General features: G+C 65.9%; 21 protein-coding genes and 1 tRNA gene. All 22 read right to left on the bottom strand.

The window, feature by feature from the left end:
* Nucleotides 1-20: 20 nt before the first annotated feature.
* The 22 genes from LDO14_RS06370 to LDO14_RS06265 all read right to left on the bottom strand — a co-directional run bounded on the left by LDO14_RS06370 (nt 21) and on the right by LDO14_RS06265 (nt 22,901).
* Nucleotides 21-938, bottom strand: a complete 918-nt coding sequence (locus tag LDO14_RS06370; protein ID WP_056393472.1) for a Bax inhibitor-1/YccA family protein — start codon at nt 936-938, stop codon at nt 21-23.
* A gap of 151 nt (nt 939-1,089) precedes the next feature.
* Nucleotides 1,090-1,803, bottom strand: a complete 714-nt coding sequence (locus tag LDO14_RS06365; RefSeq protein ID WP_018770189.1) for an ABC transporter ATP-binding protein — start codon at nt 1,801-1,803, stop codon at nt 1,090-1,092.
* Nucleotides 1,790-2,737, bottom strand: a complete 948-nt coding sequence (locus tag LDO14_RS06360; protein ID WP_018770190.1) for an ATP-binding cassette domain-containing protein — start codon at nt 2,735-2,737, stop codon at nt 1,790-1,792. Before LDO14_RS06360 ends, LDO14_RS06365 begins: the two co-directional genes overlap by 14 nt.
* On the bottom strand, nt 2,734-3,981 hold the full coding sequence (locus LDO14_RS06355) for a branched-chain amino acid ABC transporter permease (protein WP_018770191.1): 1,248 nt from the start codon (nt 3,979-3,981) through the stop codon (nt 2,734-2,736). Before LDO14_RS06355 ends, LDO14_RS06360 begins: the two co-directional genes overlap by 4 nt.
* Nucleotides 3,978-4,985, bottom strand: coding sequence for a branched-chain amino acid ABC transporter permease (locus LDO14_RS06350; RefSeq protein ID WP_018770192.1), 1,008 nt, complete (start codon nt 4,983-4,985; stop codon nt 3,978-3,980). The genes LDO14_RS06355 and LDO14_RS06350 overlap by 4 nt, the downstream gene beginning before the upstream one ends.
* A gap of 156 nt (nt 4,986-5,141) precedes the next feature.
* Nucleotides 5,142-6,374, bottom strand: a complete 1,233-nt coding sequence (locus LDO14_RS06345) for a branched-chain amino acid ABC transporter substrate-binding protein (protein ID WP_056393470.1) — start codon at nt 6,372-6,374, stop codon at nt 5,142-5,144.
* Between the two features lie 242 nt (nt 6,375-6,616).
* Nucleotides 6,617-6,690, bottom strand: a tRNA-Leu gene (locus tag LDO14_RS06340).
* Nucleotides 6,691-6,800: 110 nt separating this feature from the next.
* Nucleotides 6,801-8,267, bottom strand: coding sequence for an FAD-dependent oxidoreductase (locus LDO14_RS06335; protein ID WP_134164553.1), 1,467 nt, complete (start codon nt 8,265-8,267; stop codon nt 6,801-6,803).
* Nucleotides 8,268-8,301: 34 nt separating this feature from the next.
* Nucleotides 8,302-9,711: a S8 family serine peptidase gene (locus LDO14_RS06330; RefSeq protein WP_018770195.1), complete on the bottom strand. Its 1,410-nt coding sequence runs from the start codon at nt 9,709-9,711 to the stop codon at nt 8,302-8,304.
* A 3-nt stretch (nt 9,712-9,714) separates the two neighbouring features.
* Nucleotides 9,715-10,662: a Ppx/GppA phosphatase family protein gene (locus LDO14_RS06325; RefSeq protein WP_018770196.1), complete on the bottom strand. Its 948-nt coding sequence runs from the start codon at nt 10,660-10,662 to the stop codon at nt 9,715-9,717.
* Nucleotides 10,659-11,330, bottom strand: a complete 672-nt coding sequence (locus LDO14_RS06320; protein ID WP_018770197.1) for a DUF501 domain-containing protein — start codon at nt 11,328-11,330, stop codon at nt 10,659-10,661. The genes LDO14_RS06325 and LDO14_RS06320 overlap by 4 nt, the downstream gene beginning before the upstream one ends.
* A 27-nt stretch (nt 11,331-11,357) precedes the next feature.
* Nucleotides 11,358-12,038, bottom strand: a complete 681-nt coding sequence (locus LDO14_RS06315; protein ID WP_018770198.1) for a septum formation initiator family protein — start codon at nt 12,036-12,038, stop codon at nt 11,358-11,360.
* Nucleotides 12,039-12,175: 137 nt separating this feature from the next.
* Nucleotides 12,176-13,456: a phosphopyruvate hydratase gene (gene eno / locus LDO14_RS06310; RefSeq protein ID WP_018770199.1), complete on the bottom strand. Its 1,281-nt coding sequence runs from the start codon at nt 13,454-13,456 to the stop codon at nt 12,176-12,178.
* Nucleotides 13,457-13,574: 118 nt separating this feature from the next.
* Nucleotides 13,575-14,147 (bottom strand): MazG nucleotide pyrophosphohydrolase domain-containing protein, encoded by a 573-nt coding sequence (locus LDO14_RS06305; RefSeq protein WP_018770200.1) that lies wholly within the window; start codon nt 14,145-14,147, stop codon nt 13,575-13,577.
* 61 nt (nt 14,148-14,208) lie between these two features.
* Nucleotides 14,209-15,345, bottom strand: a complete 1,137-nt coding sequence (locus LDO14_RS06300) for an adenosine deaminase (RefSeq protein ID WP_018770201.1) — start codon at nt 15,343-15,345, stop codon at nt 14,209-14,211.
* 53 nt (nt 15,346-15,398) lie between these two features.
* Complete coding sequence (locus LDO14_RS06295) at nt 15,399-16,124, bottom strand: DedA family protein (RefSeq protein ID WP_223994430.1); 726 nt, start codon at nt 16,122-16,124, stop codon at nt 15,399-15,401.
* 134 nt (nt 16,125-16,258) lie between these two features.
* Nucleotides 16,259-16,888, bottom strand: coding sequence for a VTT domain-containing protein (locus tag LDO14_RS06290; RefSeq protein WP_018770203.1), 630 nt, complete (start codon nt 16,886-16,888; stop codon nt 16,259-16,261).
* A gap of 6 nt (nt 16,889-16,894) precedes the next feature.
* A complete protein-coding gene (locus LDO14_RS06285; RefSeq protein ID WP_144600472.1) occupies nt 16,895-18,211 on the bottom strand; it encodes a thymidine phosphorylase in 1,317 nt (438 codons plus the stop codon).
* Nucleotides 18,208-18,615: a cytidine deaminase gene (locus LDO14_RS06280; protein ID WP_144600474.1), complete on the bottom strand. Its 408-nt coding sequence runs from the start codon at nt 18,613-18,615 to the stop codon at nt 18,208-18,210. Before LDO14_RS06280 ends, LDO14_RS06285 begins: the two co-directional genes overlap by 4 nt.
* 5 nt (nt 18,616-18,620) lie before the next feature.
* Nucleotides 18,621-19,946, bottom strand: a complete 1,326-nt coding sequence (locus LDO14_RS06275; protein WP_018770206.1) for an ABC transporter permease — start codon at nt 19,944-19,946, stop codon at nt 18,621-18,623.
* On the bottom strand, nt 19,943-21,337 hold the full coding sequence (locus tag LDO14_RS06270) for an ABC transporter permease (protein WP_144600476.1): 1,395 nt from the start codon (nt 21,335-21,337) through the stop codon (nt 19,943-19,945). The genes LDO14_RS06275 and LDO14_RS06270 overlap by 4 nt, the downstream gene beginning before the upstream one ends.
* Entirely contained in the window at nt 21,330-22,901 is a 1,572-nt protein-coding gene (locus LDO14_RS06265) for an ABC transporter ATP-binding protein (RefSeq protein WP_144600478.1), read from the bottom strand. Before LDO14_RS06265 ends, LDO14_RS06270 begins: the two co-directional genes overlap by 8 nt.
* Nucleotides 22,902-23,039 lie beyond the last annotated feature (138 nt).

Below are 23,039 nucleotides of genomic sequence, written 5' to 3'. Positions count from 1 at the left end.
GGCGGAAGCTGGCCGGGTGCCTAGTCGTCGCCGCGCAGGATGGCCAGCAGGCGGATGATCTCCACATACAGCCAGACGAGGGTGACGGTCAGCCCGAATGCTGCCGTCCAGGAGAAGCGCTGCGGGGCTCCGCTGCGGACCCCTTCCTCGATGCTGGTGAAGTCCATGATCAGCGAGAAGGCGGCGAGGCCTATGGCGAGCAGGCCGATGAAGACGCCCAGCGGGATCCCGAAGATCTCGACGCTGCGCAGGCCGAAGGGCTGCTGCAGGGCGCCGGTCCACATCAGCACCATGTTGACCAGGGCAAACACGGCGTAGCCGATGATGGCGATCATGAAGAACCGCATGGCCTTGGGGGTGGCCCGGACCTTGCCGCTCTTGAAGAGCACCAGGGTCACGGCAAATACGGACAGGGTACCGATGACCGCCTGCAGCCCCACACCGGGGAATTGGGTGTCAAGGATCCTGGTGAGTCCGCCGAGGAAGAGGCCCTCCAGCGCCGCGTACGCAAGGATCAGTGCCGGCGAAGGCTGCTTCTTGAAGGTGTTGACCAGGGCCAGCACGAACCCGCCCAGGGCGCCGACAATCATCAGCATTGACGCCAGCGGCAGGCCCACCGTGAGGGTGATGGCTGCGCCCACCAGCACGGCGCCGAGGCAGGCCGCGGTCTTCATGATGACGTCGTCGAACGTCATCCTGCCAGTGTCTGCGGGGCCGGCCGAGGGCTGGCTGTACATCTGCCGCAGCTGCTCGTCGGTCATGCTCTGGGGTTGCGTGCCCCAGCCCTGCTGGCCGTAGGGCTGGCGGCCGTACGGTGCCTGGCCGCCATAGGGCTGCTGGCCGTAGGGAGCGCCGTAGGGAGCCTGCGGGACAGGCGGTGCCTGGGTGGCTCCACGGAAATTCTTTCCGTTGAAGATCGGGTTGCCGCCAAGTGCCATTGCGGGATTCCTCCATGTGGATGTGGGTGATGAGCTTTTTGTTACGCTACCAATTCCCACGCGGAGGCAGCAGGGAAAGTTCCCTTGGGGCCCGGTTGCAACCGAACCGTGACCGTTGCACCTTTCCAGGCACCGGGCCCCGTGCGGCGAACTACCCCACCCCCAGGTAGGCCTCCTTGATGGACGGGTCGTCCAGCAACTGCTTTCCTGTTCCGCTGTGGGTGATCTCCCCGGTCTCCAGCACGAAGGCGCGGTGTGCCCCGGCCAGGGCCTGGTTGGCGTTCTGTTCCACCATCAGGACGGTGGTGCCCTGGTTGTTGATTTCCTTGATGATCTTGAAAATCTGGCGGATGAACTGTGGTGCCAGGCCCATGGAGGGCTCGTCCAGGAGCAGCAGCTTCGGGTTGGACATCAGGGCCCGCCCAATGGCCAGCATCTGCTGCTCGCCGCCGGACATAGTGCCCCCGTACTGCTTTTCCCGCTCCTTCAGGCGGGGAAACAGGTCGAACACGCGGTCCAGGTCCTTCCCCACCCCGCTTCTGTCCTTGCGTCCGAAAGTGCCCATATCGAGGTTTTCCATGACGGTCATGCCCGGGAAGATACCGCGGCCTTCGGGGGCCTGGGAGATTCCGTGGACCACCCGGATATGGGCCTTCATCTTGGTGATGTCCTGGCCGGCGAACATGATCCGGCCTTCCGAGCAGTTCAGCAACCCGGAGATTGTCCGCATCGTGGTGGTTTTGCCGGCACCGTTGGCGCCGATCAACGCCACGACTTCACCTTCATCCACGGTGAAGGAGATGTTCCGCAGGGCCTGGATGCGGCCGTAGTGCACGGAAACGTCCTTAAGTTCAAGCAACGTCATCTTCGGGCTCTCCTAGGTAGGCGGCAATAACGCGCGGGTCCTCGCGGATCTCGCGCGGCAGTCCATCCGCAATCTTCTTCCCGAATTCCAGCACGACGATCCGGTCCGTCACGCCCATCACGAGCTTCATGTCGTGCTCGATCAGCAGCACGGTGTAGCCCTCATCCCTGATGGTGCGGATGAGCGCCATCAGTTCTTCCTTTTCGGCAGGATTGAATCCGGCCGCAGGCTCGTCGAGGCACAGGACCTTGGGATCGGTTGCCAGGGCCCGGGCAATCTCCAGGCGGCGCTGGTAGCCGTACGGCAGTTGCCGGGACAGGACATGCGCGTGGCTGCCGATGCCAACGAAGTCCAGCAGGGCCATGCCCCGTTCGATGGCGGACTTCTCCTCCCTGATGTGGGTGGGCAGGCGCAGCAGCGCCCCGCCGACGCTGGTCCGGTGCCGGGCGTCCAGGCCCACCACCACGTTCTCGAGGGCGGTCATCTCACCGAACAGGCGGATGTTCTGGAAGGTGCGGGACAGGCCCAGGCGGGTGATTTTGTGCTGCTTGATGCCGTTCAGGACCTGGCCTTCCAGCACCACCTTCCCGCTGGTGGGCTTGTAAACGCCCGTCATCGCGTTGAAGCAGGTGGTCTTGCCGGCGCCGTTGGGCCCGATGAGGCCCAGGATCTCGCCCCGCTTGATGTTGAAGCTGATGTTGTCCAGCGCCACGAGGCCGCCGAACTTGATGGTCAGGTTCTGGACTTCCACGATGTTGTCGCCCACCTTGACCGCGATGTCGCGGTCCGGGGCCACCTTCTCGGCAAGTTCCGGGTCCACGCCGGCCTCTGCCAGGGCTTCGATGTCGATCTCGGGCGCAACAGCCGCGGAGCCATCACTTGCCGGCTGTTCCTCCACGCTGCTGGAGCCGCCGTGCCTTTCCTCGGAGCTCATGCCTCCGCTCCTCTCTGTCCGGCCGCCCGGGTGTCGGGACCGGCTGGTGGATTGTCCGTGTCCTTGGGCTGGGTGACCTCGCGGGTGACCACCTTGTTCAGAGCAGTCCGTCCGTAGGCGAGCAACCGCTGCCGTGCCGGGAGCAGTCCCTGGGAACGGAAGATCATGATCAGCACCAGGGCAATGCCGAAGATCAGGTACTTGTATTCGGCAATGGCCGTGAACCTCAGCGGGATGTAGCTGACCAGGGCGCCGCCAAGGATGGCACCAACCTTGTTGCCCGCTCCGCCAAGCACGACGGCGGCGAGGAACAGGATGGACGTGGTGACGTCGAATTTCTGATTGTTGACGAACCCCACCTGCCCGGCGAAGAGGGCGCCGGATAGTCCGCCGATCGCTGCGCCGATGGCGAAGGCCCACACCTTGTATTTGAAGGTGGGAACGCCCATGATTTCGGCGGCGTCCTCGTCTTCACGGATGGCGATCCAGGCGCGGCCAACCCGGCTGCGTTCCAGGTTGCCTACCAGGAGGGTGACGATGATGATGATGGTCAACGTCAGCCAGTACCAGGGCACGCCGTTCGAGTTGGAGAAGATGGGCGTTCCGTCAGCCTCGGTACCCGGCGGGTGGCCAACGTTCTGGAAGCCCACCTGGCCCTTCATTGCCGGGATGATCGTGGCCAGGATGCGGACGATTTCGCCGAATCCGAGCGTCACGATGGCCAGGTAGTCGCCTCGAAGGCGCAAGGTGGGGACGCCCAGCACTACGCCGAAGAACATGGTGACGGCCATGGCGATCGGAATGGTCCACAGGTATGGGATATGCAGGAAGGGCGAGTCCGGACTGGTCAGCATTGCTGCGCAGTAGGAGCCCACGGCAAAGAAGGCGACGTATCCCAGGTCCAGGAGGCCGGCGTATCCCACCACCACGTTGAGGCCGACGGCGATCAGTGCGAACCGGGCCATGTCGAAGCAGGCCAGGGCGAAGTTGTTGCCGGGCTCGGTGGTGATGATGGGCGGGTTCATCAGCGGGAGCAGGTAGGCCAGGACGACGACGATAATCAGGAACGCCCACTGCTGTTGCCGGGACAGTGCGTGCCACCGGTCGGAGAAGTACCCGGACTTGCGTCTGCCCCGCTGGCGGAGGTCGCTCTTTCCTGCGGCCTTCGAGGAAGCTTCGCGGTCCTCTGCTGCCTGTTGGGCCGCCGCTGTCTGCAGCGGTGTGGGGCCGTCCGTCATGCTCATGCTTTGCTCCTTCCAAGGGAGGTTCCCAGGATGCCTTCGGGCCGCAGCAGCAGCACGAGCACCAGCACCACGAAGGCCACGACGTCAGTCCACTGCGAGTTGCCCAGCAGGATCTGGCCGTAGTTGCCGATCAGGCCGAGCAGCAGGCCGCCCAGCAGGGCGCCGCGGACGTTGCCGATGCCGCCGAGCACAGCGGCCGCGAAGGCCTTGATGCCCAGGACGAATCCGCCGCTGTACTGGACACCGGACGGGATTTTCATGACATAGAACAAGGCGGCGGCTCCTGCGAGCAGGCCTCCGATGACGAAGGTGGTAATAATGATGCGCTCTTTGTTGACGCCCATCAATGTTGCGGTATCAGGATCCTGGGCAACGGCCCGGATGCCGCGGCCGGTGCGGGACTTGCTGATGAACCTGTCGATGCCCACCATCATGATCACCGCGGCGATGATGATCACCAGCTGCTGGGAATCGATGATGGTGCCGAAGACGTCGAAGATGGGGGTGGGCCGGAACATGGTCAGGGCAAGCTCGGGGCTGGGACCACGCCACAGGTAGATCAGGTACTGGATGGTGAAGGAAGCACCAATGGCCGTGATCAGGAAGACCAGGCGGGGGGCGTTGCGTCGCCGAAGGGGTTTGTATGCGATGCGTTCCAGCAGGAAGGCTGTGACGGCCGAGGCAACCATGGCCAAAACCAGCGCCAGCAACAGGTTCAGGATGATCGCCCAGATGTCGAGCCGGGGAACCGAGGGGCCGAAGCCCAGGCTGCTGAGGGTGAAGAAGACTGCGTAGCAGCCGACGATGAACACTTCCGAGTGGGCGAAGTTGATCAGGTTCAGCACGCCGTAGACCAGGGTGTAGCCCAGCGCTACGAGCGCGTAGATGGCCCCGAAGGTGAGGCCGTCAAAGGTGGCACTCCAGAAGTTCTGGGCCAGGGACGGTATGTCGAAGGTGATCCAGTCGTTTTCAGTCGGGAGTAGTGGGACAAGAGAGGGAAGCATGGGAACATCCTGATCCAGTTGCACGCGGCCTTGTGGGCCCGGCCGTGGGACTTGTGTCTATTGACGTAGTTTGGTCCTGGGCTGCTGCCAAGCGAAGAAAAGGCTGTGGGGGCCTGCTGATGCTGGCCCCCACAGCCATTGTCTTGCGCCGGGCTGCTACTCCCCGATGGGGCCGATGGGAACGATCTTCCCGTTTTCCACCTTGTAGCCGTACACGGTCGGGGCCTGGAGCTCGCCCTTCGCATCCCACTTGTAGTGCTTGCTCAGGCCGTCCTTGTCGTAGGCCTTGACCCAGGCAAGCAGGTCGGCGCGGTTCTGCTTGCCGGCGTCGATCCCGGACAGGAGCACGGTTGCGGCGTCGTAGCCCTCGATGGAGTACGTACCGGGTTCTGCACCCTTGGCGATGTCCTTGTAAGCCGATGCAAAATCAGGAATCAGCTCACCGGGGATGCAGGGGCAGGTGAAGTAGGCGTTGTTGGAAGCGTCGCCTGCCTGCTTGATGAACTGGTCATCCTTGACGCCATCCGGTGCCACGAACGTCCCCGTGAACCCCTTGCCGACCAGCTGCTGGTCGAACGGGGCGCCCTCTGCGTAGTAGCCGGCGTAGAAGACGGCGTCCGCCTTGGCGTTCATGATCTTGGAAATGACTGCCGAGAAGTCCTTCTGCCCGGTGGTCACCTTTTCCGTCCCGGCCAGTGCGCTGCCCAGGCCGGCAGAGGTGGAGGTTCCCAGGCCGATGCCGTAGTCGGAATCATCCTGGACCAGGTAGACCTTCTTGGCGCCAAGCTTCCCGGTGAGGAACTTGGCGGCCGCCGGACCCTGGACGGCGTCATTGCCGAGGCCCCGGAAGAAGGTGGTCCAGCCGTTGTTGGTCAGGCCCGGGTTGGTGGCCGACGGCGTGATGTGCACCAGGCCCTTCTGCTCGAAGATGTTGCCCGTGGCTTTGGACTCACCCGAGAACGGGAGGCCGACCACACCCAGGATGTCCGGCTCGCTCACCAGCTGGGTGACGGGGCCGGTGGCCTTGTTGGGGTCGCCTTCGGTATCGAACTTCTTGAACTGCACCTGGCAGCCCGGGTTGGCCTTGTTGTGCTGGTCGATGGCCAGCTGGATGCCGTTGAAAATGTTGACGCCGAGCTGCGCGTTGGGGCCGGTCTGGGCGCCGGCGTAGGCCAGCGTGGTGGTGGACGGGCAGGTCGCCTTGCCGTCGCCGGCGGGCTTGACCGCGCCGGAGGGAACGTCCACTTTCGAAATGGCGGGGATGTTCACTTTGTTGGACGAGCCGGAGCTCTCGGTGTTGCTGGGGCCTGCTTGGTTGGCGCAGGCCGACAGCAGCATGCTGAACGTGGCTGCCGCTGCCAACGAAGTGAGGACTTTCTTTCGGTACATTAATCTGCCTTCCGAAACAGGACCGTGCGATGCGGGTGCGGAACGGGCGCTGTGGCGCCCGGAGCGGGACCAGGTATTCCTGATTTAGCTTCAAGCTAGTGCATAGACGCCAGCGAACCTAAGTGACTGAGGTCACAGCCTTATAACAGTAGTTTCCTGTGGGGCATTAAACGCCGAAAGCCGCCTGCTGGGCAGGCGGCTTTCGGAACGCCGGGACGGCAGCGCCGTGCCGGGACAGTCTGTACCCCAGGTGGGACTCGAACCCACAACACGCGGATTTTAAGTCCGCTGCCTCTGCCAATTGGGCTACTGGGGCGCCGGGGTCAATGGTACCTGTGAATGGCACGTTGGCTGGAAACGCCGACGGCGGCCGGCCCCGCAAAGGGGACGGCCGCCGTCGGACGCTGTAAAGCGGGAGCAGACGCACTACTTGGCGTTGGCCGCCACCGTTTCCTTGGCAGCGGTGGTGGCGGTTGAACCAGAGCCGCCGGCCGGAACTGCCGCTGGTGCGGCTGCCGGCTTCGGGGCGGGGGTAGCTGCCGCGACGAAGGCGCCGCGGGGGTTGTCCAGGTCCATGAGCTGGGTGGTGTCCCGGCCGGCGAAGAAGCCGATGATCCAGTTGAAGATCACGCGGAACTTGCGCTCGAACGTGGGCATGGCCATGCCGTGGTAGCCGCGGTGGGCCAGCCACGCCAGCGGGCCCTTGAGGCCGATCCGGCCCAGGAGGTTGATGTTGGCAACGCCCTTCCATTCGCCGAAGCCGGCCACCGCACCAAGGTTCTTGTGCTTGTAGTCAGCCAGCGGCTTGTCCCAGCGCGAAGCCCACAGGTTCTTGGCAAGGCGCTTGGCCTGGCGCAGGGCGTGCTGGGCGTTGGGGACGCAGGTGCCGTCAGGCAGGCCCTTGCCGGTGAGGTCCGGAACGGCGGCGATGTCGCCTGCGGCCCACGCGTTCTCCACGATGCCTTCGTCCCCGGCAATGCGCAGGTCCGGCAGGACGCGGACGCGGCCGCGGGGCTCGAGCGGGAAGTCGGTGGAGCGGACCATCGGGTTGGCCTGCACGCCGGCCGTCCACACCAGGGTGTCGGCTTCGAATTCCTGGGCGGGGGTTTTGTCCGGAAGGTTGATGAGCTTCAGGGTGCCTTCGGCGCTGTCCAGCGAGGTGTTCAGGAGGACCTCGATGCCGCGGCTGCGCAGGTGGTCCACAACCCACTCGGCCTGCTTGGCGGTGACCTCGGGCATGATGCGGCCCATGGCTTCGACCAGGACGAAGCGGACTTCCTCCTGCTTGATGCGGGGGTTGTTGCGCACGGCTGCGCGGGCGAGGTCTTCCATCTCGGTGATGCACTCGATGCCGGCAAAGCCGCCGCCGACCACCACGAAGGTGAGGGCGCGGGCGCGTGCGGCGGGGTCCGTCATGGTGGAGGCAACCTCGATGCGCTCCAGCAGCTTGTTGCGCAGCGCAACGGCTTCCTCGATGGTCTTCAGGCCAATGCCCTTGTCCGCGAGGCCCTTGATGGGGAACGTGCGGGTGATGGCGCCGGCTGCGAGCACGACGTCGAAGTACGGAATTTCAAAGTTTTCGCCGCCGTCGGCGGGAGCCACCACAGCTGTGCGGTTTTCGTGGTCGATCGAGGTAACGCGGCCCTGGATCAGTTCCGTCTGCTTGAGGTGCTGGCGGTGGGACACCACCGCGTGGCGGGCCTCGATGTTGCCGCCGGCCACCTCGGGGAGGAACGGCTGGTAGGTCATGTAGGGCAGCGGATCGACGACGGTGACGATGCCACCGGCATTCGCGATCTTCTTCTGCAGTTTCAGTGCTACGTACAGGCCGACGTACCCGCCGCCGACGACGAGTACCCTGGGACGGTCCTGGAGCTGTGGGGTGGTTGCCATAGTTTAAGGATAGCGCAGTTTGTGAAAATCTTCACTAACTTGCCCCCCGGTCCGTAACGTGCGGATTACTGCGCGATTGCACCTGTTCCACTACCCCTGTCTCCGGCTCCTCCCGGGCAAGGGCCGGGTTCCGGGCAGCCCTCCGGAGCGAGATGCCGGCAGCAGCGATGATCGCCACGAACAGGACGGCAAAACCGATCACGACGGCGGCACCGATGGCAGTGTCGCGCTGAGAGGGTGCCTTGGCGGCCGGGACGGTGGCGTCCGGCAGCGTGGGTGCCGCGATGGGCGCTGAGGTGGCGGTGGGCTGGGGAGTTGCAGGCGCGGCGTTGCCGCGCCGGTGCACGCGGATCCATTCGGCTACGGTGCCCAACGGGTTCACCGACACCTGGGGGACGTCGGCCTTGAGCGCGGCCTCGGCGTTCAGGATGCCATAGCCGTACAGCGGGTCCTTGCCCGGAGGGCCGGCATCCTTTGCCGTGGAGACGATCCTGTTGATCACCTGTTCGGCGCTCATGTCCGGCCACTTGGACCGGATCAGGGCGGCGACGCCGGAAACGATGGGCGTGGACCCGGAGGTCCCGGCCCACTCCGCGTAGCTCCCGCCGGGGAGGCCGCCCAGGAGGTTCTCTGCGGGGGCAGCCACCCCGATGCTGATCCCCTGCGATGAGGCGTCCACGCTGGCCACGTTCTTCCGGTCCAGGCCCGCCACGGTGAGTACGCCGGGGATGGTGGCGGGGGCGCCCACCTGGGTGTTGCCGCCCACGCGGTTGCCCGCGGCGGCAACGATGACCACGTCCTTTTGTTCTGCGTACAGGAACGCGGCGTCCCAGCTTTGCGGCCACTGCGGGGTGGTGCTGCCCAGCGAAATGTTGATCACCTTGGCGCCGTTGTCCACGGCCCAGCGGACGGCCTCGGGAATCTGGTCCTGGTCGCTTTTGCCCGAGGGGTTGGCCGAGCCCAGCCAGGTGGAAACGGACAAAAGCTGGGCCTCCGGCGCCACGCCCATGATCCCGTCCGGCGGAGTGCCGGGCTGCCCGGGACCCGGGCTGGGGCTTGCACTGGCCGGCTGGTGTCCGCGGCCGGCCAGCATGGTGGCCACCAAGGTGCCGTGTTCGGGTTTGGAGCCGACGCTTTTCTGGCCGTCGGGCTGGCCGGAGCCCGAGGCGTCGTAACCGCCGACGACCGCGCCTTTGAGGTCCGGGTGCTGGGCGTCGATGCCGCTGTCAATGACGGCCACCTTGACGCCGGCACCTTTTGACACCTCCCAGGCCTTGGTAATACCGGAGTCTGCCAGCCAGTATTCCTTGTCGCGCCATTCGTCGGCGTTTGCGGCGGGTGCAGTGAAGAGGCCGGCGCACAGGCAGGACGCTGCCAGGAGGACGGCTACGGCGGCGGCCGCCGCACGGGGCAGGAGCGGGATGGAAGCTGGGGTGGAGTGCATGGCCTAACCGATGCTCAGCGCGATGCCGTCGAGGATGTCGTGCTCGCTTGCGGTGGCCGCGGTGATGCGCCCCCCGGTCAGCTCCCCCATCCGTTCCAGGATGCGGCGCCATACCAGTCCCCCGGCGCCGATGACGTCCACGCGTCCCGGGTGCATGTACGGCAGTGCCGCGCGGCGCGCCCGGGTCATGCCCAGCAGGTCGGTGGCGGCGGCGCGGACTTCCCCGATGGGGAGTTCGGCGCCGTGGATTGCGGCGGGGGAATACCCGGGCAGGCGGAGCGCGTGCGCGGTAATGGTGGTGACGGACCCGGCAACACCGACGACGGCGGTGGCACGTTCCAGCGGTACGTCGCGCCCGGCGCGGGCCATGGCAGCGTCCACGTCGGCTTCCGCGGCAGCGATCTGTTCGGCGGTGGGAGGATCGTTGCGCAGGTGCCGTTCGGTGAGCCGGACACAGCCGATGTCCACGGACTTTGCCGCGGTTACCCCGGCTGCAGTGCCGAGGACGAATTCGGTGCTTCCGCCGCCGAGGTCCACCACCAGCACCTGGTGGCCGTCGAGGATGGGCAGGACGCTGCTGGCACCGGCGAATGACAGTGCCGCTTCCTCGTCCCCGGAGATCACCTCAGGTTCCACTCCCAGCAGGTCCCTGATGCCGTCCACGAAGACGTCCCGGTTGCGCGCATCGCGGCTTGCGGAGGTGGCCACAAAGCGGATCCGCTCCGCGCCGCGCTCCTTGATCAGCCGGGCGTAGTCAGCCGCTGCGGCAAAGGTCCGGTCCAGCGCCTCCGGGGCCAGTTCGCCGGTAGCATCCACGCCCTGGCCCAGCCGGACCACGCGCATCTCCCGGACGACGTCGGTGAGGTTCGCGGCGCCGCTGCTGCGGTCGATGTCCGCAATCAGCAGCCGGATGGAGTTGGTGCCGCAGTCTATGGCGGCCACGCGGGTCATTCGGCGGCCTCTGCGGCGCCGGCGGACTTCCGCACGGGGGCAGGGCGCCCCACGATGTCCGGCAGGCCCTGCGGTCCGTGGCGGCTGAGGTCCCTGGACGGTGCCTCGCCTGTGGTGTCCCAGGCACCGTCGCAGTAACACCTGTCCGCCGTCCACCATTCGCTGATCATGTCAAGCGCCTGGTCGCCTAAGGGATTGACGCCGCTGCCTGCCGCCAGGGAGTGGCCCACCAGGACGTGCAGGCATTTGACGCGCGTGGGCATCCCGCCGGCGGAGACGCCGTCGATTTCAGGCACAGCGCCGATGCCCGAACGCTCCCCGATGGCCGCGCGGGCAGCGAGGTACTCCTCGTGTGCTGAGCGGTAGGCAGCCGCGAGCCCGGCATCGCCTGCCAGTTGTTCATTCATGCTGTTCATGACGCCGGCCGCTTCAAGCCTGGAAACCGCGGATGTGATCACCGGGTGCGTCAGGTAGAAGGTGGTGGGAAAGGGGGTGCCGTTGCTGAGGCGCGGGGCGGTGGCAGCCACCAGGGGGTTTCCACAGACGCAGCGCGCCGGAATCTCCACGACGTCGCGGACGGGGCGTCCCAGCTGCCTGCTCAGTACTTCAAGGTCGTGTGCTGTCGGTTGGCGGGATTCGTCCCGGGCGGCTGCCGTGTTGTGTTCCATGTTCGCGGGCCGTCCTTCCTGTGCGGTTCAGTCTGTGGCCGCGCGCCTGATGGACTCCCACAGGGAATCCACCCACGGCAGATCGGCGGGGTCTTGTGCTGCTGCGCCGGCGGGGCTACTGCTTTCTCCGGCCGGCTCATCGCTGCCAAAAACCCAGTAGCCGGTTTCGCCCGGCATAACCATGTTAATGCGGTCGCGGGCCTGCTGTTTGACGTAGTTGGGGTCCTGCCACCGCGAAACCTGCTGCCGGAGGGCATCGCCTTCCGCCTGGCGTGCGGCGATATCGGCGTTCAGCGCGTCGATTTCGGCCTTTTTGTCGAAGAAGATCTTCACCGTGGGCGCCAGCATGATGGTGATGGCAATCATCACCACGGCCAGCGCCAGCATGCGGCCGGAGAACGCCTTGGCGGGGACAGGGTGCTGATCCTCATCGCCGTCCCGGACGCTCTTGCCGTCAACGGAACTGCTGCCCTTGCGTGCGGCGGAAGGCCCGGACTTGGCTGCCTGCCCTGCCTTCGCCGCGGCCTTGCCCGCAGTTCCACGCCCCGGGTTATCGCCCGCCGGTGCTTTGTCCGTCGTAGCGGCGCCCTTGCCCGGCCGGAAATCCGCCCGGATGACCTCGGCACCGCCGGCGGATCCGTCGTCGGCCGTTTCCTTGGCTGGACGGGCGGGGGCGACCTTGGGAACTTTGGGGCGGCGGGTAGCCATGACACTCCTGAAACGCAGCCTGCCTGGGCAGCCACTATCTGTGCTGGACAAACACTGCTGAAACAAATGCTGCTGGAAACAACAGCGGTGGCTATGGTCTTTCAACCATAGCCACCGCGGATGGGTTTAGGCGGTTACTAGCCCTTGAAACGCGGGAACGCGCTGCGTCCGGCGTAGCGTGCGGCGTCGTCGAGTTCCTCTTCGATGCGCAGCAGCTGGTTGTACTTGGCGACGCGCTCGGAGCGGGCCGGGGCGCCGGTCTTGATCTGGCCGGCGTTGGTGGCCACCGAGATGTCGGCGATGGTGGTGTCCTCGGTTTCGCCGGAGCGGTGCGAGGTGATGGTGGTGTAGCCGGCGCGCTGGGCCAGGCTGACGGCGTCCAGGGTCTCGGTCAGGGAACCGATCTGGTTGACCTTGACCAGCAGGGAGTTGGCGGTCTTGGTGTCGATGCCGCGCTGCAGGATGGAGGGGTTGGTGACGAACAGGTCGTCGCCCACCAGCTGGACCTTGTCGCCGATGGTGTCGGTGAGGGTCTTCCAGCCTTCCCAGTCGTTCTCGTCCAGCGGGTCTTCGATGGAGACCAGCGGGTAGTCGGCCACGAGTTCGGCGTAGTAAGCGCTCATCTCGGTGGCGGAGAGCGCTTTGCCTTCGAACTGGTAGGCGCCGTCCTTGAAGAATTCGGAGGAGGCAACGTCCAGGGCCAGGGCGATGTCCTTGCCCGGGGTGTAGCCGGCGTTCTTGATGGCTTCCTGGATCAGGTCCAGTGCTGCACGGTTGGACGGCAGGTTCGGGGCGAAGCCGCCTTCGTCGCCGAGGCCGGTGGACAGGCCCTTTTCCTTGAGCACGGACTTGAGGTTGTGGTACACCTCGACGCCCCAGCGCAGGCCCTCGGAGAAGGTCTCGGCGCCGATCGGGGCGATCATGAATTCCTGGATGTCGACGTCGGAATCGGCGTGGGATCCACCGTTGAGGATGTTCATCAGCGGCACGGGCAGGACATGCGCGTTGGGGCCGCCCAGGTACTTGTAGAGCGGCAGGTCGGCAGAGGCCGCGGCTGCGTTGGCGACCGCCAGGGAGACGCCCAGGATGGCGTTGGCGCCCAGCTTGCCCTTGTTGGGGGTGCCGTCCAGGTCCAGCATGGCCTGGTCGATGCTGCGCTGGTCGGTGGCGTCGAAGCCGGTCAGGGCGGGGGCAATCTGGTCGATCACGGCGTCGACGGCCTTCTGCACGCCCTTGCCGAGGTAGCGGCCCTTGTCGCCGTCGCGCAGTTCGACGGCCTCGTGCTCGCCGGTGGAAGCGCCGGAGGGAACGGCCGCGCGGCCGATCTGGCCGTCGGAAAGCAGGACTTCAACTTCTACGGTGGGGTTGCCACGGGAATCGAGGATCTCGCGGGCGTGGATGGCATCGATAAGCGCCATGAATTTGCTCCTTATGGGCGATTAACGGGGGGAATCAGGCAAAAAACTCGACGTACTCGTCAGGGACTAGCGTAGTCGAGAGTGGTCCGGGTTACTCAAACCGGCCGGGGCCGTGACGTCATGATGGCGCGTGGCCGCCTTGGTAACGGCGGACCGCGGCACGGAGGGCACGCTCAGCGTCCATGCCGTTGTCACGGGCGGAACGCACGACGGCGAGCAGCAGGTTTCCGAGTTCCTCCTCGCTTTGAGGGACGGCAGCGCCGTCGGGAAGCCCGAGGCCCGCGCGGGCGGCACGGTCCAGCGACTTTTGGGCCTTGGCCAGCGCCGGGAGGGCCTCCGGGATGCCCTCAAAGGCGCTGGGCCGCTCCGGGCGTTCGGCCCGCTTGACCTCGTCCCACTTCTGCTCGATCTCCTCAACGGTGGCCGGGAAGCTCTCCTGCAGGGAACCGTCAGGTTGGAACACGTGCGGGTTCCGGCGGATCATTTTGGCAGCCAGGCCGCGCGCCACGTCGTCGAACTTGAACGCACCGCGTTCCTCGGCCAGCCGGGCGTGCAGCACCACCTGGAGCAGGACGTCGCCCAGCTCGCCCTGGAGTTCGGCGTCGGGGTGGCCCTCCTCGATGGTTTCGGCCACCTCGTACGCCTCCTCCAGGAGGTACTCCACCAGCGAGGCGTGTGTCAGGGCGCCCATCCAGGGACAGTGCTCACGCAGCTGCCCTATGACAGTGACGAGCCTCCCGACGGGCGCCTGGTCAGCCAAGGTTGGCGTAGGCGTCGTTGATGTATTCCACCAGCGCTTCCTTTTCCTCCAGGGGCAGGAAGGACGCTTCGGCGGCATTGAGGGTCAGCTCCAGCAGGTCGTCGAGGTCGTAGTCGAAGGTTTCCACCAGCAGGTTGAACTCGTCGGTCAGGGTGACGCCGCTCATCAGGCGGTTGTCCGTGTTGATGGTGACGTTGAAGCCCAGCTGGTAGAGCATGTCCAGCGGGTGGCTCTCGATGCCCTCACCGAATTCTGCAATCGCGCCGGTCTGGAGGTTTGAGGACGGGCAGATTTCCAGGGCGATGCCGCGGTCGCGGATCCAGCTGGAGAGGTCCCCGAGGGTGACCAGGCCAACAGTGTCCCCGGCTTCCCCGTCGTCGTCGAATTCCACCATGATGTCCTCGGCGATCCGGACGCCGTGGCCCAGGCGGAGGGCGCGGCCGTCCACCAGCGCGGACTGGATGCTCTCCAGCCCGGCCGCCTCGCCGGCGTGAACCGTGGCAGGGAAATTGTGCTGGGCCAGGTAGGTGAAGGCGTCCCTGAAGCGGCTGGGCAGGAAGCCGTCCTCGGCCCCGGCGATGTCAAAACCCACTGCGCCCTTGTTGCGGTGGCGGACGGCCAGTTCGGCGATCTCCTGGCCACGGTCGGCGTGCCGCATGGCGGTGATCAGCTGGCCCACCTGGATTTCGCGGCCACTTTCGGACACGGCTTCGACGCCGGCCTCCAGGCCATCCTGAACCGCTTCCACGGCTTCATCAAGGCTCAGGCCCTTCTGGAGGTGCTGCTCGGGGGCCCAACGCACTTCGCCGTACACCACGCCGTCGTCGGCGAGGTCCTCAACGAACTCCTTCGCGACGCGGAACAGACCGTCGTAGGTCTGCATCACGGCAACGGTGTGGTCGAACGTCTCCAGGTAGCGGACCAGGGATCCGGAATCCGCTGACTCCCGGAACCACTGCCCCAGGGCCACCGGGTCGGTCGAGGGGAGCGTGTGGCCTACGGCCTCCGCCAGTTCGATGATGGTGGCCGGACGGAGTCCTCCGTCCAGGTGGTCGTGAAGGGAAACCTTGGGCAGGCTCTTCAGGTCAAAATCGATGGCAGGGGCAGCGTCAACAATAGGCTCAGTCACGTTCCCACCTTAGGGTGGGCCAGAGTTCAAAGCCAGCCGTTCAAAGCCCGGCGCTACTTGGCCGCGGGACCGGCCTCTGTCGACGGCATTACAAGGGCCTGGGTGCCGGGTCGTCCCTCGTGGCCGGAGCCGGAGGTTTCATCGCTCCACCCGTCCGCGTCAGGTGCGTCGTTCCGGCCCAGCCGTTTGTGCCACCAGCGCAGCAGGTGGTCAATGACGATGCCCAGGACAATCGCGAACACGACGGCGATACCCGCGCTCAGCAGGGGGTTGTGGTGCAGCCAGGGGAACGAGCTGGCCAGCACGCCGATACCAAGGGAGTAGCCCACCCAGGTGACGCAGGCGAAGGCGTCGAAGACGAAGAACCTGCGGTGCGAGAAGCCGGTGCTGCCGGCGACGTAGTTGACCGCCACCCGGCCCCAGGGGATGTAGCGGGCGGTGAAGATCAGTACGGCACCCCGCTTCTCAAGCTCATACCGCGCCCAGGAGAAGACCTTCCGGACTTTGGGCCGGCGCATCCACCCCCACCGGTCCAGGCCAATCTTCCGGCCGAGCATATAGGCCATGTTGTCGCCGCAGATGGCGCCGACCAGGGCCGTCAGGCCCAGGATCCAAAGATTGGGCTCGCCGCTGTGACGGGAAAAAGCCGCCAGCGCAACGATCAGCGTCTCACTGGGGACCACCATGGCGAAGCCGTCCACGAAGAAGAACACCAACAGGACGGGGTAAATCCACCATTGGCCCGCTGCATGGAGCACGGCCTCATTAATAAACTCCACGCGGTGTTGCTCCTGTATAAAAAATGACACAGCCAAAGTGCCGCAGCCAAAGCGGAAATCGTTCCTAAGTGTCCCATGCGGGAGCCGCAATGCGCTACGCCCCGAAGCCCGGAATTACAGGTTAAACGCGCCGGTCAGGCACCGGGTTCCCGGATCCGCTCCACGACGTTGGGTTTGCCCCGGAATTTGTTGATTACCAGGTCCACCACAATGCCCAGGGCCACGGCGCACACGATGGCGATTGCCGCGCCCAGGAGGTGGTTGTCCTCGAACCACTGGCCGAAGAAAAGCCCGATCGCCACCGAGTAGCCGGCCCAGAGGCTGGCCGACAGGATGGTCAGGCCCACGAACCGAAGATGCGGGTAGTGGGTGACGCCGGCGGTCAGGTTGACCGCCACCCGCCCGATAGGGACAAAGCGGGCCACCAGGATCAGCGAGGCGGGACGCTTCCGCAGTTCGCGGCCCGCCCAGCGGAACGCGCTTTGCATCCGCGGGCCGCGCATCCAGGCCCAGCGCCCGGTGCCCACCCGCCGGCCCAGGAGGTAGGCGATGTTGTCACCGGAGAAGGCACCGGCGGCCGCCACCAGGGCCAGGAGCAGCGGGTTGGGCACATCGGCGGTGGCGGCGACGGCTGCAAGGCCCACCACCACGGATTCGCTGGGGACGGGCGGGAAGAAGCCGTCAATGATGCAGCAGGCCAGCACCAGTACCAGCACCCAGGGCTGCCCGGCTGCGGCGAGGATGAAGTCATTGATGGCCTGCATTGGTGCCTATGCTATGCGGTCGATGATGAGCTGCTGGGCAGGCCGCGAACCTTCCGGAGCGATGACCACGGCATGTTCAAGGGCTTCCCTGGCCCGCGCGAACCGCTCAGGGGTGTCCGTGAGCAGGGTCATCAGGGGTTCCCCGGCGCGCACTGTGGCGCCGGGCTTTGCGTGCATGCGCACTCCCGCCCCCGCCTGGACCGCATCCTCCTTGCGGGCACGTCCGGCGCCCAACCGCCAGGCGGCCACCCCTACGGCGAGTGCATCCAGTTCCACCAGCACACCGTCCGCCGGAGCGTAAACGACGTCGGATTCCCTGGCCACCGGCAGCGCGGCCCGGGGGTCGCCTCCCTGGGCGGCGATCATCCGGTTCCAGACGTCCATGGCCCGGCCGTCCTTGAGGGCAGCAGCGGGGTCGGCGTCATGCACTCCTGCGCAGGCGAGCATTTCCTCGGCGAGCCGGACGGTCAGTTCCACAACGTCATCGGGACCGCCGCCCGCCAGCACCTCCACTGATTCCTCCACCTCGATGGCGTTGCCGGCGGTGAGCCCCAGCGGGGTGTTCATGTTGGTCAGCAGCGCCACCGTGTTGACCCCCGCATCCTTGCCCAGCGCCACCATGGTCCCGGCGAGTTCGCGGGCTTTGGCCTCGTCTTTCATGAACGCGCCGCTGCCCACCTTAACGTCCAGGACCAGCGAGCCGGTGCCCTCGGCGATCTTCTTGCTCATGATGGACGACGCGATCAGCGGGATGGCCTCCACGGTGCCGGTCACGTCGCGCAGGGCGTAGAGCTTCTTGTCCGCCGGCGCCAGGCCCGCTCCGGCGGCGCAGATCACAGCCCCCACGTCCTGGAGCTGGGCCAGGATCTCGTCATTGGAGAGGTTGGCCCGCCACCCGGGAATGGATTCCAGCTTGTCCAGGGTTCCGCCGGTGTGCCCCAGACCACGGCCTGACAGCTGCGGAACGGCCACGCCGAACACTGCGACGAGCGGGGCCAGCGGCAGGGTGATCTTGTCCCCCACACCGCCCGTTGAATGCTTGTCCGTGGTGTACTTCAGGCCGCCATCGGGGCGCCGGAGGCTGGAGAAATCCATCCGTTCGCCGGAGGCAATCATTGCGGCGGTCCACCGGGCAATTTCGGCGCGATCCATGCCGTTGAGCAGGATGGCCATGTTCAGGGCTGCCATCTGTTCATCCGCGATCGCTCCGCGGGTGTAGGCATCGATGGTCCAGTCGATCTGTTCGGGGCTCAGCGTTCCCTTGTCCCGCTTGGTGCGGATGATGTCAACGGCGTCGAACGCCTCAGTCCTGCTCTCGTTCACCGGGTCTCCTCCAGGTGTTCGGGACCAAAGGCGTCGGGCAGCACCTGGTCCATGGTTTTGATGCCCTGGGTAGTCATGAGCTGCATATCCGGGGCGCGGAATTCGTACAACAGCTGCCGGCACCGGCCGCAGGGCATGAGGATGTTCCCCGCCCCGTCAACGCAGTAGAACGCTCGGAGCAGGCCTCCGCCGGTCATGTGCAGGTTTCCCACCAGGGCGCATTCCGCGCAGAGCGTCAGCCCGTAGCTGGCGTTCTCCACGTTGCAGCCGCTGACAATCCGGCCATCCCCGGTCAGGGCCGCGGCTCCCACCGGGAACTTCGAGTACGGGGCGTAGGCGTTCTTCATGGCGGCGACTGCGGCCGCCTCCAGGGCGGCCCAGTCCACCGGCTGCGTGCCGGCCATGGCTGTCATCCCTTGACGTAGGGGATGCCGCTGGCGGCCGGGCCCCTGGATTTGCCTACCAGGCCGGCGACGGCGAGGACGGTCACCAGGTAGGGCAGCATGGCCATGAACTGGCTGGGCACCGGGGTGCCGATGATGGTCACGATGCTCTGCAGGTTGTCGGCGAAACCGAACAGGAGTGCCGCGAAGAAGGCGCCCACCGGGTTCCAGCGGCCAAAGATGAGGGCGGCCAGCGCGATGAAGCCGCGGCCGCCGGAAATCTCCTTGGTGAAGCTGTCGATCGCTACCAGGGTGAAGAAGGAGCCGCCAATTCCGGCAACGGCACCGCCCAGGGTCACGTTCCAGAACCGCGTGGCGTTGACGTTGATGCCAAGGGTATCTGCGGCCTGGGGGTGCTCCCCCACTGCCCGGACGCGCAGGCCCCACCTGGTCTTGAACAGGCCTACCCAAACCACCGCGACGGCCACATACATGAGGTAGCCCACCAGCGACTGCCGGAACAGGATGGGGCCGATGATGGGGATGCTGGAGAGGATGGGGATGTCGATGACGTCCAGCCCCGGCGGTGAGTTGAACTGGGCTTTGTTGGCCTGCATCACGGTGCTGAAGAGGAAGCCCGTCACCCCTGAGACCAGGACGTTGAGGACGACGCCAACGATGATCTGGTTCACCAGGTACTTGATGCTGAACAGCGCCAGCACCATGGACACGACCGCCCCGGCAATGGCCGCGGCCAGCAGCCCGATGAAGGCGTTCTTTGTCATGCTGGCAACGATGGCTGCGGTGAATGCACCGCCCAGGAGCTGTCCTTCAATGGCGATGTTGACCACGCCCACCCGCTCGCACAGGACACCGGACAATGAACCGAACACGAGCGGAACCGCAAGCGTGACGGACCCGGCGATGAGCCCCGCCAGCGAGATGGCGGGGGTGCGGGCCCCGCCCACCACCCAAATAAGGAAGGCCGCCACGAAGATCACGATGAACGTGACCGCCAACCAGCCCGGAGCCGGCTGGTTCTTGGTCTTCAGGTAGACGGCGTATCCTGCCAGCGCCATGAGCACTACCGACAGTACGATGCCGCCGGCAAACGCATTGATCTCCAATGCAGGCAGCTGGAAGAAGTCGCCGCCGGTGGAGATGCCAAAGCTGGCCGTCTGGCTGGGCGCCAGGAATCCGAAGAACACCAGGGAGACCAGGGCGAAGACAGCGAGCAGGACGGGAGTCTTCCAGCTGACGGGTTTGCCCGCCGGCGCTGCGGAAGGGGCGTCCGCCTTGGGCCCTCCGGGCTGGGGTTTGCCCGGCCTGGACGATGAAACTGTTGTGCTCATGCGGCACCTCCGGTAGTGGCTGCCTGCCCGGACTTGGCTGCGCGCGCGGGCTTCCTGCGCCGCGGGTTCAGTCCAAAGACGGCCCGCACCAGCGGCGGCGCGGCAATGAAAAGGACAATCAGGGACTGGACCACCAGGACGATGTCGATGGGGGTGCCGGTCTGGATCTGCATCTGGACCGCCCCGGCGCGGAAGGCGCCGAACAGCAGGCCGGCAGCGAAGGTGCCCCACGGCGTCGAACGTCCCAGCAAGGCGACCGTGATGGCGTCAAAGCCGTACGTGGCGGCGACTCCGTCCGTGAGCACCTTCTCCGTGCCCGCGACCTGGGCCACGCCTGACATGCCTGCGAGCCCGCCGGCGATGGCCATGACCAGGACGGTGGAGCGGGAGACGTTGATGCCGGCGGTCTGGGCTGCCTTGGGGTTGGCGCCCACGGCACGGAACTCGAAGCCCACCGTGGACCGGTTGAGGAGCCACCACACCAGGACTGTGGCCGCGATGGCCAGAATGAAGCCCAGGTGCAGCCGGTACTGGCTGCCCAGGATCTGGGGGTAGACAGCGCTGGGATCCAGGATGGGCGAAATGGGGTTCGACTCCCCCGGCCGCTGGAACGCCGGGGTATTCAGCAGGTAGCGCAGGAAGTACAGCGCGATGTAGTTGAACATAATGGTCAGGATGACTTCGTGGGCTCCGGTGCGGGCCTTCAGCAGGCCGGCGAGGCCGCCCCAGAGGGCGCCGCCAATGATGCCGGCCACCAGCACCAGCAGCAGGTGCAGGCCGAACGGCAGGTGCAGGGCGAAGCCCACCCAGGCCGCCAGGATGCCGGCCACGATGATCTGCCCCTGGGCGCCGATGTTGAAGAGCCCGGCCCGGAACGCCAGCGCCACGCCCAGGCCGGCCGTGATGAGCGGCGTGGCGATGGTGAGGGTCTCCATGAAGGGTGCGAACTGTGCGGCCAGCCCATTGCCGCGGGGGTTGAACACCGAGCCTTGGAACAGCGCTATGTAGGAGCGCGTGGCAGCATTCCATACGGCCGTCAGCATGTCGGTGGGCCGGGCGAAGAAGTAGCCGGCGGTGGTGGCCACCTGCTTGTCGGTGCTCGCGATGAGCAGGCCGCCAATGATCAGCGCCAGCAGCACTGCCAGCACGGACACCATGCCGCTTCCGGTGAAGATCCTGCGCAGGACGGTGTCGGAGCCGCCGGGAAGCAGTCCGCTTTGGGCCGTGGCTGGAACAGCCGAGGGCTGCATCGCCCCGCCGGCGGTGTCGACGGCCACTACTGCGGCCGTTTCCTCCGCAGCATTTTGGCCGGCGGCAGACCCGGCGCCGGGCTGTTCGTTGTCGACGTGCCGGCTTTCGTCTGCGTGTTTGGGGGAAGGCTGGTCAGGCATGGTCGGCTCCCTCGGCGTTGGAGGTGGCGGCCGGGGTGCCGGCCGGCGGGGTGTGTGCGTGTTCTTCCGGCGGGATGCCAGCCATCATGAGGCCAAGGACGTCCCGGCTGGTTCCGGCGGGGACAGTGCCCACCAGCTTGCCTTTGTAGAGCACCGCAATGCGGTCCGCCAGTTCCATGACTTCGTCCAGTTCGGTGGAAATGATCATCACCGGGGTCCCTTGGTCACGCTCCGCGACAATCCGCCGGTGCAGGAACTCGATGGAACCCACGTCCACGCCGCGGGTGGGCTGGGAGGCGATGAACAGGCGCAGTGGACGGGAAAGTTCGCGGGCCATCACAAGTTTTTGCTGGTTGCCGCCGGACAGGGTCCCGGCGGCGGCTGCGGCGGAGGGTGTGCGGACATCGAATTCGCCGATGCGCGCCTTGGCATTCTCCATGATTTTCGCAGGGCTCATGCTGATCCCCTTGGCGAAGGGCGGCTTGTCATAAAGATCAAGGATCAGGTTCTCCGCCACGGAGAAGGTGCCCACCAGCCCGTCCACCTTGCGGTCTTCGGGAACGAACCCGACGCCGGCCTGCAGGACTTCCTTGACGGACCGGCCCACGAGCTCCTTGCCGTCCAGGACAATGGAACCGGTGACCCGCTCCTGCAGGCCCAGGATCGCTTCGGTGAGTTCGGTTTGCCCGTTGCCCTGGACGCCGGCAACGGCCAGGATCTCGCCGCGCTTGATGTGGAAGCTGAGATGGTCCACGACGTGCTGGCCGTTGGGCGCGATGACGGTGAGGTCGCGGACTTCGAAGGTGGTGTCCTTGGGCTGGGCCGGAGCCTTGTCCAGGGTCAGGCTTACGGCACGGCCCACCATCATCGAGGCAAGTTCGGTGGTGGAGGCGGCGGGATCGGCCGTGCCCACTACCTTGCCCCGCCGGATCACGGTGATGGTGTCCGAGACTTCCTTGACCTCGCGCAGCTTGTGCGAAATGAAGACGATGGAGGTTCCGCGCGACTTCAGCTGGCGCATGATATCCAGGAGCTCGTCGGTCTCCTGCGGAGTCAGCACGGCGGTGGGCTCATCCAGGATCAGCACCTTGGCGTTGCGGACCAGTGCCTTGATGATCTCCACCCGTTGTTGCACGCCCACCGGCAGGTCCTCCACCAGGGCGTCCGGGTCCACATCGAAGCCGTATTGGTCCGAGATTTCCTTGATGCGCTGCCGGGTCTGGTCCAGGTTGAGGAACCCGGCCGCCTTGGTGGGTTCGGCGCCCAGCGCTACGTTCTCTGCCACGGTGAAGACCGGCACCAGCATGAAGTGCTGGTGCACCATGCCGATCCCTGCCGCCATTGCATCGCCCGGGCCCCGGAACGTGACGGGCTTGTCATCGATGAGGATTTCGCCTTCGGAAGGCTCATACAGCCCGTAGAGCACATTCATCAGGGTGGATTTCCCCGCCCCGTTTTCACCAAGGAGGCAGTGGATCTGTCCCGGCTCAACCACCACGTCTATGTGGTCGTTGGCCAGGAGCGTGCCAAAACGTTTGGTGATCCCTCTGAGTTCAAGTTTCAAAACTCTGACCAATCTCGAAGCGTCCGGTGATCGACCGGACGGGATATATGGCTGCAGCACCAGCCTAGTGGCTGCAGTCCCGGGAGGAGCCGGCCGGGCGCTGTAAACGTTCGGCCAGCAAAAAGCGCCACCGGCCGG

The sequence above is a fragment of the Arthrobacter sp. NicSoilB11 genome, from assembly GCF_019977375.1.
Lineage (GTDB): Bacteria > Actinomycetota > Actinomycetes > Actinomycetales > Micrococcaceae > Arthrobacter.
This window is presented reverse-complemented; position numbering and strand designations above follow the sequence as displayed.

Coding starts and splice junctions, on each gene's coding strand:
- LDO14_RS06325 (WP_018770196.1), bottom strand. CDS start 10,662: ATGACCCGCGTGGCCGCCATAGACTGCGGCACCAACTCCATCCGGCTG.
- LDO14_RS06370 (WP_056393472.1), bottom strand. CDS start 938: ATGGCACTTGGCGGCAACCCGATCTTCAACGGAAAGAATTTCCGTGGA.
- LDO14_RS06320 (WP_018770197.1), bottom strand. CDS start 11,330: ATGGAACACAACACGGCAGCCGCCCGGGACGAATCCCGCCAACCGACA.
- LDO14_RS06365 (WP_018770189.1), bottom strand. CDS start 1,803: ATGACGTTGCTTGAACTTAAGGACGTTTCCGTGCACTACGGCCGCATC.
- LDO14_RS06355 (WP_018770191.1), bottom strand. CDS start 3,981: ATGAGCATGACGGACGGCCCCACACCGCTGCAGACAGCGGCGGCCCAA.
- LDO14_RS06270 (WP_144600476.1), bottom strand. CDS start 21,337: ATGCCTGACCAGCCTTCCCCCAAACACGCAGACGAAAGCCGGCACGTC.
- LDO14_RS06275 (WP_018770206.1), bottom strand. CDS start 19,946: ATGAGCACAACAGTTTCATCGTCCAGGCCGGGCAAACCCCAGCCCGGA.
- LDO14_RS06280 (WP_144600474.1), bottom strand. CDS start 18,615: ATGGCCGGCACGCAGCCGGTGGACTGGGCCGCCCTGGAGGCGGCCGCA.
- LDO14_RS06345 (WP_056393470.1), bottom strand. CDS start 6,374: ATGTACCGAAAGAAAGTCCTCACTTCGTTGGCAGCGGCAGCCACGTTC.
- LDO14_RS06315 (WP_018770198.1), bottom strand. CDS start 12,038: ATGGCTACCCGCCGCCCCAAAGTTCCCAAGGTCGCCCCCGCCCGTCCA.
- LDO14_RS06305 (WP_018770200.1), bottom strand. CDS start 14,147: ATGGGCGCCCTGACACACGCCTCGCTGGTGGAGTACCTCCTGGAGGAG.
- LDO14_RS06335 (WP_134164553.1), bottom strand. CDS start 8,267: ATGGCAACCACCCCACAGCTCCAGGACCGTCCCAGGGTACTCGTCGTC.
- eno (WP_018770199.1), bottom strand. CDS start 13,456: ATGGCGCTTATCGATGCCATCCACGCCCGCGAGATCCTCGATTCCCGT.
- LDO14_RS06360 (WP_018770190.1), bottom strand. CDS start 2,737: ATGAGCTCCGAGGAAAGGCACGGCGGCTCCAGCAGCGTGGAGGAACAG.
- LDO14_RS06290 (WP_018770203.1), bottom strand. CDS start 16,888: ATGCAGGCCATCAATGACTTCATCCTCGCCGCAGCCGGGCAGCCCTGG.
- LDO14_RS06330 (WP_018770195.1), bottom strand. CDS start 9,711: ATGCACTCCACCCCAGCTTCCATCCCGCTCCTGCCCCGTGCGGCGGCC.
- LDO14_RS06350 (WP_018770192.1), bottom strand. CDS start 4,985: ATGCTTCCCTCTCTTGTCCCACTACTCCCGACTGAAAACGACTGGATC.